General features: G+C 54.0%; 10 protein-coding genes. 2 read left to right on the forward strand and 8 right to left on the reverse strand.

Features of this window, described 5'->3' with window-relative positions:
- A partial coding sequence (locus tag C484_RS23955; protein WP_204366366.1) for a hypothetical protein occupies positions 1-198 on the forward strand: 198 nt, incomplete at its 5' end.
- 51 nt (positions 199-249) lie between these two features.
- Here C484_RS23955 and C484_RS22000 read toward each other — a convergent pair.
- From C484_RS22000 to C484_RS05110, 5 genes are all read right to left on the reverse strand, one after another.
- On the reverse strand, positions 250-1,176 hold the full coding sequence (locus tag C484_RS22000) for a hypothetical protein (RefSeq protein ID WP_083867288.1): 927 nt from the start codon (positions 1,174-1,176) through the stop codon (positions 250-252).
- 314 nt (positions 1,177-1,490) lie between these two features.
- Positions 1,491-3,917 carry a BGTF surface domain-containing protein gene (locus C484_RS05095; protein ID WP_006824874.1) on the reverse strand — a complete coding sequence of 809 codons (2,427 nt, stop codon included), beginning with the start codon at positions 3,915-3,917 and terminating at the stop codon, positions 1,491-1,493.
- Between the two features lie 840 nt (positions 3,918-4,757).
- Positions 4,758-4,979 carry a hypothetical protein gene (locus C484_RS24150; protein WP_006824876.1) on the reverse strand — a complete coding sequence of 74 codons (222 nt, stop codon included), beginning with the start codon at positions 4,977-4,979 and terminating at the stop codon, positions 4,758-4,760.
- A gap of 386 nt (positions 4,980-5,365) precedes the next feature.
- Positions 5,366-5,728 carry a PGF-CTERM sorting domain-containing protein gene (locus C484_RS24885; protein WP_449289166.1) on the reverse strand — a complete coding sequence of 121 codons (363 nt, stop codon included), beginning with the start codon at positions 5,726-5,728 and terminating at the stop codon, positions 5,366-5,368.
- Positions 5,634-7,874: a BGTF surface domain-containing protein gene (locus C484_RS05110; protein ID WP_006824878.1), complete on the reverse strand. Its 2,241-nt coding sequence runs from the start codon at positions 7,872-7,874 to the stop codon at positions 5,634-5,636. The genes C484_RS24885 and C484_RS05110 overlap by 95 nt, the downstream gene beginning before the upstream one ends.
- 489 nt (positions 7,875-8,363) lie before the next feature.
- Between C484_RS05110 and C484_RS05115 the strand changes: the two genes are divergently transcribed.
- Positions 8,364-8,789, forward strand: coding sequence for an HVO_A0114 family putative DNA-binding protein (locus tag C484_RS05115; protein ID WP_006824879.1), 426 nt, complete (start codon positions 8,364-8,366; stop codon positions 8,787-8,789).
- A 39-nt stretch (positions 8,790-8,828) separates the two neighbouring features.
- On the opposite strand, the gene C484_RS05120 is transcribed toward C484_RS05115, so the two are convergent.
- The 3 genes from C484_RS05120 to C484_RS25120 all read right to left on the reverse strand — a co-directional run bounded on the left by C484_RS05120 (position 8,829) and on the right by C484_RS25120 (position 10,879).
- Positions 8,829-9,641: a succinylglutamate desuccinylase/aspartoacylase family protein gene (locus C484_RS05120; RefSeq protein ID WP_239640921.1), complete on the reverse strand. Its 813-nt coding sequence runs from the start codon at positions 9,639-9,641 to the stop codon at positions 8,829-8,831.
- A 745-nt stretch (positions 9,642-10,386) separates the two neighbouring features.
- Positions 10,387-10,524, reverse strand: a complete 138-nt coding sequence (locus C484_RS23565) for a hypothetical protein (protein ID WP_169332870.1) — start codon at positions 10,522-10,524, stop codon at positions 10,387-10,389.
- Between the two features lie 10 nt (positions 10,525-10,534).
- Positions 10,535-10,879, reverse strand: a complete 345-nt coding sequence (locus C484_RS25120; RefSeq protein WP_006824881.1) for an HVO_A0114 family putative DNA-binding protein — start codon at positions 10,877-10,879, stop codon at positions 10,535-10,537.
- Positions 10,880-11,293: the final 414 nt, after the last annotated feature.

The following is an 11,293-nucleotide window of genomic DNA, read 5'->3' on the forward strand; positions in this document are numbered from 1 at the left end:
GAATCTTCTGCACAAAGACGCCTCTTCCGCTTCACCTCAATCGTTCTGACGACTTACCCCGATGCCGTCCGTGGATTCAATAGAACCGTCGTGTTCAAAAAAGAGGTCGTGTACCGACGAAGATGTTTGAACACAGTACCCTCCGAAGGGAATGGGCAGAATGCCACTGGAAAAATCGAGTTCGAAGAGCCACAGTAGTGCAACTGCGTCCAATCGGATATCGAGTCTCTAAGCCATGGCTTCCGAAGCTTACAGATATCCAAGCGCTTCGAGCTGCTCCTCGGTATTAGAACCCTCATTTCGGTCCATTAGTGCATCTAAGTCACTCACAGAATATGACTGCCCCTGTCCCACGGCGGTCACCCACGGAACTCGTTTGACAGCGGGAACCGGAGAATATCCGGGATGTCCATAGACACCGAGTTCGCCGAGTCCATTCGCGTGATCAGCGGTGATGGCGATCGTTCCGGACAGATGCGTAAGGAGTGTGTCTACTTCATCAAGGACGGTTATGAGATTCTGTCTATAATCGTCCCAGACTTCCGCTCTGTCAAATTCGCCGGATTGGAGCCCCAACCAAACCTGGTGTGAGTCACCTCCCCAAACGGGGTTCTCGAGTTCGTATTTCTCCGGACAATGTAAGAACGGGGCGTGCGGGGGAATATAGTGGATGACTAACCGCTCTGCATCGCTTTCTCGGTTCGCTCGAAGAGCCTCAGCGGTCACTTCCGCTGGGTCGCAGTGTTTCTCGTCTTCCGCAACGAAACGCCAGAGTTCGGTCATCTCGTGAAAGCGATTCGGATCGACGCAATCGGAAAATAAGTTTGCAGAGAGATAGTGGATCTTGCTCAGTTCCTGATCGCTGGCGCTCCCGAAGGCCTTTCTAAACCATTCTGAACTCGTACTTGCGCAGGAATAAATCGACGTTGTCGTTTCGAACTCGTCATAAACTGGATGCTGTGGGGCAAATTCCGCGAAGAGATCGGCCCGGCACGCATCAAGGATGATCAGTACGTCCCACTCCTTCTCAATGGGGCGTTCACCGTAGTTTATCCGCTTTCCAAGTTGGACCAGCGCGCGTTCTACCGCTTTTTCCGCGGTCAATCGACTTCCCGAGAGAGCCCCATGTTTGTCCACGGCCTGGCGGTACTGAGAGAGAAGATCCGAGAGAGCCATTGGTAGAGCCTAGTATTCAAAATGCGACCTTTTCAATGTTCTGTCCGTCAGATGATCAGTCCGAAAGCTTCTGGCGAGAATCCCCGACCGCGAGTACAATTTGATGATTAGAGTACGGAACGATACATCCGCATCGATACGGAACTGGAGCAAGTCTCGTTGCCGTTGATCAAACTCGTCTGAATGTCGGCTGTTCTCGGGTTGAAGTTGGATGTGCTCTAACTGGCGCTACAGCTGTCGCTGGATGATATAGCGCTCGAAAGAAAAATCGGAGTGCGGCAAGGGCCGGACGGAGTCCGGTAGTTAGCTACTGCTTAGTTCTGCTTGCGCAGAGCCAGCATGGCAGCGCCGAGGAGTGCAGCGAGTGCGACAGCGACACCGAAGCCGGGCGTTCCGTCATCGTCGCCGTCGGAGCCGTCACCGCCACTATCGTCGGAGCCGGAGTCACCGTCGTCCGAGCCGGAGTCGCTACCGGAGTCGGAACCGGAGTCGCTACCGGAATCGGATTCGTTACCGGAGTCGGATCCTTCCTCAGCGAAGGTTGTGGTGCCAGTTTCTTCGTTGTCACCGGCAGTAACACTCCACTCAACGTCACCAGCTTCTTCGGCGGTGAAGTCGAAGCTGTTACTCCATTCTTCACCGGCGTCAAGCGTGATGTTCTCGTTGAACGTGTTTTCGCCACCGATCACGACGCCGACCTCGATCTCGTCAGAGGCCGAGCCGCCAGTGTTGCTGACAGTCACGTCGAGCGTTCCATTTTCACCGACAGTAACCTCACTCGGTGCGTCGGTGTCCAGTTCGACGTTTGGTTCCTCAGCATCGACGAGTTCGGAGTCGATTTCGTGTTCCGCGTCGCTAGCTGGGTCCATCGCGCGAAGCGTGAACTCAGTTCCTGGTTCGTAGTCACCGAAGTTGTAGGTTGCCGTGAAGGTGCCGTCCTCTTCGACAACAGCCTCTGGCGACTGGGTGAAGTTACCAACTGAGCGAGCCTGGGTGCTCAGTTCGGTACCGGGTGCGACGTTGGTCTCACCGCTCAGTTCAGCGCCGTCGAGTGCAGGTGCACTCTCTGCGGAGTCGTCCCACTCGACCGAGCGCTCGCTGATCGAGATCGTGTGATCAAGCTCGATTTCTTCGTCCTCTTCGAGGAAGAACGCACTGTCGTCAGCCTCGACGGTCACGTCGAAGCCAGCATCAAGGTCGCTCTCATCGTAGAGGTCCGAGTTTGCGAGGTCGAGTGCGAAGTACAGTGTGCCGTCGTACTCAGTATCGTCTCCACTGTTGAGGAACGTTCCGTATTCAGTGAGGTCCGTCGGGTTGGGCTCCTGGTTCGGGACATCCTCTTCTTCGATCTGGATACTGATGCTGTCTGCAAGGTTACCGTCATCGAGCGCGCCGGAGAGGCCGTAGTCCTCAATGGCGACGATGACGCCGTCCTGGTGTGCGAACTCGTTAGTCTCAGTAACCGTCGTCTCGTTGAGGTCGTCGAGGTCACTCAGACCGCTGAGGTCGTCTTCAGGCACGGTATGGGTCGTGACGTCAGACGGACCATCGTACTCTCCGACGTTGAGGAACGCAGTGTCCGTTTCACTCTGGACATCGTCCCCGTCGCTGTTGATGCCCGTACCGATCGAGAGTTCGTATTCGGTAGCTGCAAGCGGTTCGCTGAGTTCGCCCTCAACGTTTTCAGACGTGACCTCAACGTCATCTTCTTCAGCAGACCAGGCGGCGTCTTCGTCGCCCTGGCCAGCGATGAAGGTGTTGTAGCTGAGGGTAATCTGATCGAGACCGTCGTCAGACGTGTCCTCGATGTGGACGAGCGACTCGAATCCGCTGCTGTCCACGTCGCCAACTTTCAGATACGCTTCATTGGTGTTTTCGAGTTCAACAGGGATTTCAGCGAGATCGCCCTGTTCGACGTTAATGTCAGACTCGACAAGGTCTGCAGCGATCTCTTCGTCGGTGACAGTGATGTTCGCCGTGTCTTCGGCAGTCGTGTCACTGGTTTCGATCGAGAACTCGTAGTCGCCAGCCTCGATGTTGCTAAAGTTAGCCTCGAACGCCTCACGGCCGTCGAGAACAATCTTGCCATCGTCAGTATCGATGTAGACGATGTTGTTGTCTGGGTTCGCGTCCTCTAGTTCGGACGCGGAGTCGTAGTCAGAGAAGATGCTTGCGAGGTCGTCAGCATCGAGACCACTTGCACTCACGTTCGTCTGAACGTCACCACGGTCCGAGTCAATCTCGAGTTCCGTCATGGCACTCGAGGACCCTTCGACGTTAGTCACCGTCGAGTCAGCGAACTCGCCAGTGACACCGTGCGTACGAAGTTCGAACGTGACGATGTAGTCATCGCCAGCCGTTCCATCGTTGTTGACAGTGACGTTGTACGTGCCCGTTTCGAGGTTGTCCGTGTTGACCTCAACCTCTCCATCTTCAACGTCGAGGTCACGAAGCCAGTCACCATCATCGTCTTCAAGTTCGACAGTGGCATCGTCGAAAGAAACTGCGCCACTATCGTCCGATTCGGACGATTCCGTGATGATTGCGGTCTGTCCTTGCCAAACAGCGTCTCCGCTGTTAATTTCCGTTTCTCCGCTGTTAACGTCGGAGGAGTCTCCAACGTTGTACGCCGCTGCCGCACCCGCGAAGGATGCAGTCATGGCGACGACAGAGAGAACCATCATTGCGGTCAGGAACAGCGCACGTCCCTTTTCGCGAACTGAAATTTCGTTTTGTGTCATGTGTTGTCTGTTTTTATTGTTTGTATGTCGATTCGGGGGCGGACCACCACAGCGGCCATCACGTGGTCGACACGACCTTGTGTTGGAGGCCTGAGATGGACTCCCGGTGTAGGGGTACCTGGTCGATTTTAGACACTGTGTAATAAGTCTTCTAGTGTGACAGGGGGTTCCAGAAAGCAATAGATTCATTTTGGAATGGAATCTCAATAGCTCTCACTTCCACGCGGTGCAACATATTAGTGAATCTGTAGCTGAAGATATTCTGTGGGGTTACCCACATCACAGGCTGCATATCTACGCAGAATGTGACCGTTGTCTTGTAGAAGCCGCGAGGCGGGGAGGACAGCACCCGGGTAGGGACTGAGTGCTGTTCCTCTTCCCGCCCGTGCTTTCATATCGATCAGTCGTCACCCGTCTTGACAGGTGCCATCACTTGCGTCGTCTTTGCAGAGTGCCATTTCACCATCAATCGTGGCAGGACGACACTCAAAGCTGTCAGAAGCACGGAAATACTCAAGAATGTATCGTGTATCGCCCATGACCGCGCTATGGTTTGTGAGCGCCGATTGGACGATCTCGTCTTCAAACTCGTCGTACAATTCCGCGAGAGATAGAGTTATCTACGCGCGCTATGCTGTTCCCGTACTGTGTAGCACCGGTTCGGGGACTCGTCGTACTTCTGGCGATCGATCACCCACCGTGTTCCGTCCGGGCGTTCCTCCAGGACAACCGTCTCGTATTTCTCCAGCTCACGCTTCCCAAGTGCGTGAAGAATCCAATCGTATACCGCTCGGGGCATGCTCGTCTGGAGAATGTTCTTTTTCGAGAAGTCAACATCTGCTAAGAGTTCCGGTTTTCATCAACGAAGACCGCTGCTGCCAGACGTTCGTCACCGTCAAGATAGTAGATCGTAGAGAAGTCGCCGGACTCACCGATGTTTGTAACATCGCTTGTGCGAGTGACCGAGATACGACAGAGTTCTTGGCGCTCCCCGAAATTGAGGCGGCTAACGTCGACCTGTGTTTGAGGCCCAGTTGTGAGAAGATCGTAGACTTCGGTCATAGCAACACCTAGTGCTAGCGATGGGTGTGAGTATATCGGTCTACTCCTCCGAACACAACACAGCCAAACACTGCCTCTGAAATCCAGTTGATAGTCCCATTGATGACATAGAGCTATCTAAAGAGCAGAATAGTAGGGGACTGCCCCATAGGCGTCCATGGTTGATAATAGCGGATATGCTTTCTCTGATCCGCCACCATTTGTGAAATACTGCTTGAGTATTACAGATTATTTAACAGGTATCGCACGTCACGGAACGAGGAAAAAGTCTAACTCTCTTTTCAGTTCTGTTCGCGAGCGCTACAGCTGTCGCTGGTTCGTGTAGTGCTCGAAAGAAAAATCGAAGTGCGGCAAAGGCCGGACGAAGTCCGGTAGTTAGCTACTGCTTAGTTCTGCTTGCGCAGAGCCAGCATGGCAGCGCCGAGGAGTGCGGCGAGTGCGACAGCGACACCGAAGCCGGGCGTTCCGTCATCGTCGCCGTCGGAGCCGTTGTCACCGGATTCGTCACCGGACTCGTCGCCGGATTCGTCGCCGGATTCGTCGCCGGACTCATTACCGGATTCGTTACCAGATTCGTTACCGGAATCGTCAGGCTCTTCGAAGGTGGTGATGCCAGTTTCTTCGTTGTCACCGGCAACAACGCTCCACTCAACGTCACCAGTCTCTTCGGCGGTGTAGTCGAAGCTGTTGCTCCATTCCTNTGCCAGTTTCTTCGTTGTCACCGGCAACAACGCTCCACTCAACGTCACCAGTCTCTTCGGCGGTGTAGTCGAAGCTGTTGCTCCATTCCTCACCGGCGTCGAGCGTGATGTTCTCGTTGAGCATGTTTTCGCCGCCGATCACGACGCCGACCTCGATCTCGTCAGAGGCCGAGCCGCCAGTGTTGCTGACGGTCACGTCGAGCGTTCCGTCTTCACCGACAGTAACCTCACTCGGTGCGTCGGTGTCGAGTTCGATGTTTGGTAGTTCAGCGTCGTAGAGTTCGGACGTGATCTCGTGTTCAGCGTCGCTGGCTGGGTCCATGACGCGGAGCGTGAACTCCGTCTCAGGTTCGTAGTCGCCGAAGTCGTAGGTTGCCGTGAAGGTACCGTCCTCTTCGACAACAGCGTCGGGCGAGTGCGTGAAGTTACCAACCGAGCGGGCCTGGGTCCGCAGTTCGGTACCAGGTGCAACGTTGGTCTCACCAGTCAGTTCAGCGCCGTCGACTGCGGGTGCACTCTCTGCGGAGTCGTCCCACTCAACCGAGCGCTCGTCGATCGAGATCGTGTGCTCGAGGTCGATTTCTTCGTCCTCTTCGAGGAAGAACGCACTGTCATTTGCCTGTGCAGTGACATCGAAGCCAGTGCTGAGGTCGTCCTCATCGTAGAGGTCCGTACCTGCGAGGTCGAGAGCGAAGTAGAGTGTTCCGTCGTACTCGTTGTCGTCTCCACTGTTGAGGAAGTCACCGTACTCAGAGAGATCCCGCGGGTTGGGCTCCTGGTTCGGGATGTCCTCTTCTTCGATCTGGAGGCTAATGCTGTCTGCCAGTTCGCCGTCATCAAGCGCGCCAGAGAGGCCGTAGCCTTCGATGGCGACGATGACGCCGTCTTGGTGTGCGAACTCGTTGGTCTCGGTGACAACCGTCTCGTTGAGGTCGTCAAGGTCGTTCAGGCTACCGAGGTCGTCTTCAGGCACGGTGTAGGTCGTGATGTCGGATGGGCCCTCGTAGTCCTGGACGTTGAGGAAGGCCGTACCCGTTTCACTCTGGATATCGTCTTCGTCGCTGTTGACGTCCGTACCGAGCGAGAGTTCGTACTCAGTCCCTGCGAGCGGTTCACTGAGGTTGCCCTCGACGTTCAGTGGCGTGACCTCAACGTCTTCTTCTTCAGCGGACCAGGCGTCGCCTTCGTCGCCCTGGCCGGTGATGAAGGTGTTGTAGTTGAGGGTGATCTGGTCGTAGCCGTCGTCGGAGTTGTCCTCAATGTGGACAAGCGACTCGAAACCGCTGTTGTCGATGTCACCAACCTTCAGGTACGCATCGTTGGTGTTCTCGAGTTCGATCGGGATCTCGGCGAGGTCGCCCTGGCCGACGTTAACGTCGGAGTTGACGAACTCTGCGGAGATCTCCTCGTCAGTGACAGTGATGTTCGCCGTGTCTTCGGCGGTCGTGTCACTGGCGTCGATCGAGAACTCGTAGTCACCAGCGTCGATGCCGCCGAAGTCGGCGGTGAACTCGTCACGGCCATCGAGGACGATCTCGTCATCGTCAGTGTCGATGTAGACGATGCTGTTGTCAGGGTTCGCGTCCTCCAGTTCGGACGCGGAGTCGTACTGCGTGAAGATGCTTACGAGGTCGTCAGCGTCGAGACCGCTCGCGCTCACGTTCGTCTGCAAGTCACCACGATCCGAGTCGATCTCGAGCGACGTGTTCGAGCTCGAGGAGTTTGCAACGTTGGTCACCGTCGCGTCGTCGAACTCGCCGGTGACACCGTGCGTGCGGAGGTCGAACTCGACACGATAATCAACGCCGGACGTTCCATCGTTATTGACAGTGACGTTGTACGTGCCCGTTTCGAGGTTGTCCGTGTCGACCTCAACCTGGCTATCTTCAACGTCGAGGTCACGGAGCCAGTCGCCATCGTCGTCTTCAAGTTCGACAGTGGCATCGTCGAAAGCGACCGTGCCATCCTCGCCGGCCGACTGAGACGATTCCGTGATGATTGCGGTCTGTCCTTGCCAAACAGCGTCTCCGCTGTTAATTTCCATTTCTCCGCTGTTAACGTCGGAGGAGTCTCCAACGTTGAACGCCGCCGCCGCACCCGCGAAGGATGCAGTCATGGCGACAACGGAGAGAACCATCATCGCGGTCAGGAACAGCGCACGTCCCTTCTCGCGGAAAGTAGTTTCGTTTGTCATGTTATTGTGATTGTTTGTGACCAGGCAGCCATCCCAGCGGCCCGACCGCCACGATCACTGTGATCGTGTCGATTGGAGATCTGGAATATGCTCCCGGATAGGGGTAACAGGTGGATTTTGGATAATGCGTAATAAGTCTTCTAGTTCTGACTTTCATCAATCGAAATATATTTGAGTTGCCAGTTAGAAATATAGATGCGGGCGATCGACGCCCACGCACACATCCATCGCAGAATGTGTTGTCTTGGCGCGCGGAGGCCGGGGCACCCGGGTAGGGACTGAGTGTTTTCAGCCTCCCGCGTTTTTCAATTACTTATCGAGCAGCGGTTCGTCGATTTCGAGCTGGCCAAGGAGTTACCCACAAGTTGAGATAGAGATCGAAAACCGAACGGGCGACTGTCACGAGCGACACACCAGACAGCGTCGAAGAGATCAACTTCCCCGGAATGATCGAACTCCAGGATCGGTTCATCAACGAGGTAGAAGACCATGACTGAAAGCACACTCAAAATCACGTTCCGACAGGCCGACGAGCACCGGACTGCCGCTCGCGAGCGCCTAGAGGAAGCCGAAGCCGGCGGCAGTAGTGACGAAATCGAGCAGGATGTTCGCCGCATCGTCAACTTCGAAGAGTTCGACGACATCGACTGGCTCATGCGCCGGTCGAACCTCGAGCTGATTGAGGCGATCGTCACACAGCACCCAGAGAGTATCCGCCAAGCAGCTGCGGTCGTCGATCGAGATTATCGGGAAGTGCATCGGAATCTGAAAGAACTTGAGGCACTGGGCGTCGTCGAGTTCGACCAAGCCAGTCAGAGTAAGACGCCGAAGCTACGAGGAGGAGTCGACAACATCGACTTCTCGATCCGGTTCCCAATGGACGGCGACTCGAATGGGACGACTGCTGCAGTGTGAGAAAAGGTTACACTTTGGAGATTTCTAAATTTAGCCGAATTAGATGACGTCGCGATGACGAAGCACGTCAGTCACGACACGGCGAGTCCAGGTGACTCGACGATCGAGCGGTACTTCGTAGCGTGTTGATTCGACGGTGAAGCCAGGTTTCTCAAGATCGACCGCAACCTTACCGGTGAATGTGGGGATATCTCCTGCGGAGAAGGGTCCCCGTTGGAAGTTGTATTCGTTTCGATAATTATCTGGAATGAAGTTACGATTGATATATGTCGCGGCGGCGGAGGCTAACCGCGGTGCGTAGTCGTGCGGCGTCGGATGGACAGCTTGTCCGACGCCATCAGGGCCCCAATCAGAGCCATAGATACCGAACGAACTGTGGAGATCAAAGAAAACGTCGGGATCGTGCTCTTCGACGACATCCCAAATTTCTCGGGCAAGCAGTCTGGTCGGATCGGATCCGATTGTCCACGAGCGATTGAGATTTCCGTTATCGCCGGTGTATGTCCGATCCCGGATTGCAGTCTGGTCGGCCTCAGGGATAACAACGAGTTTTCCGGTATCGGGTTGCCACTGAGCGATTTCGTTGGCTGCCATCCAGCCACTCGGTTCGTCGCCGTGTTGGCCACCAATGACGAACACTGTCGGACCAGATCTGTTCGCTTCAGTTACATATACCGTCGTTTGTTCTGGCGTTCCGTCTCTGATTGTGTACTGTTCAATCTCATGAGCCGCAGCACTTTCCGACCCAATAACACTAGCTGAGAAAGCGACAGCACTGGTCTTTATGAGAAATCCTCGCCGAGTCGAGTGATGGAGATTTGCTCCCGATTGCGGTTGTTCCGTATCTTCCATATTTATAGTTCCCTCAGGATACGTTTTAGTACCCCACAGTACGCATCATAACAGTTTCTATCTATGGATGCATTATTTAGTAACTACATCAATATTATCAATAATAATCATAATATTTGTAGAATACTATTGGGTCTAAGGAACTGTTCCCAGAAACGTCCGTGGACGGTAACGGGGACGTGAACTCCCGCCATATCTCCCGATCGTCCAACTTTATGTGAAGAGGGTAGCAGCGTTTACCACACTTACGTGGAAGATGACATGTAGAAGATACACTACACATCTGTTTAATTTTCTGCATATAAACCAAATATGCCTCTGAGAAAACCGACTGGGAGCCGATCAGTAGTTTTGTGGATGGATCAGGGGCGAAGGGCCATCATGGGAACGATGGTGATGATGGTGGTTGTGAAGAGCAGGGAACTGCCTCCCAGACATGAGTCGACATAGTGGAGCGACGTCCCCTGCTACTACAATAATTCGTGCATCTCACTGTAAAGATAATGGCCGATGTACTAATACCGACTGGGAATAATACTGCCGGACAAAAGTCAGTGAACACTCGATCGCGTCTCACGGATCGTCGCTTGTTGCGACGACCGTTCGAGTGCGATCGACGTGTGNAAAGTCAGTGAACACTCGATCGCGTCTCACGGATCGTCGCTTGTTGCGACGACCGTTCGAGTGCGATCGACGTGTGAATAGTTTTGTCCAACAGTATAAGAAAATAGTTGGGCATTTGGAGTCACTGTTCGCCAAGAAGGAGTCGTCGACAGCCTGCATGAGCGAAGAGTTCATCGGAGAGCAGCCGTGCCCAGAGTTCGAGGTCGGGATCGTAGTGTTCGACTAAGTCCGCGAAGCCGGCCAAGGTGATTACGATCATGAAGTCAGACTCATGCTTGAGTGACATCACCGGTGTTGGCTGCGGTATCGTATAAAAAGACCAGTGCCGAGCGAGTGTCCGAAAGGGGTCTTTCTGAGCTTACGCTCTGGTACCTCTCTGAATCTGGGTTGCTTAGCAGGAGATCTACTTCGACCGAATCACACCAAACAGTGGGTTTCCCCAATTGGGCCGCTTCATCGAACTCGATTAGGTGCGGATTCTCGAGTTCATATAGGTTCGTGTGGACCTGCCGAACATCCCAATCAACGAGACGAACAGTCTTGCGAATACTCTCTGGTTTGTGCTTCGCAATTGTCCTTATTTTCGATACCGGTAGGCCAGTTTTGTCCCCCAAAACACAGTCACAGATAGTATCAACACGGCGAACGTCTCACTCGCGTATGTTCGAGTTAACAGTTGATACGCAGTAATAGCTGCCAATGAGGGTGTCATAGAACGATCTGCATGGCGTTCTGTTCACCCAATCTGGAGAGAACTATCCGTTCACTACACTTGCTTATTGAGCGTCGTAGATTCTCTCAGATACGCGTGACATCTAGAAAGGATACTAACTACACAGCGCATATCGGTCACGGAGAGGAATAGATAATCAAGTTCAACCAGGTTTTCAGATAAGCGAATTTTTCTTAGGTCTCGAACGAATCAAGTTCTATTTAATCGGCTCTATTGAATCGCCATGCGGCGTTGGAATCACGGGGTCACGTACTTTTTGATGTTGTAGACGAGACACATCAGGACGATCTCACGG

Source organism: Natrialba taiwanensis DSM 12281, assembly GCF_000337595.1.
Classification (GTDB): domain Archaea; phylum Halobacteriota; class Halobacteria; order Halobacteriales; family Natrialbaceae; genus Natrialba; species Natrialba taiwanensis.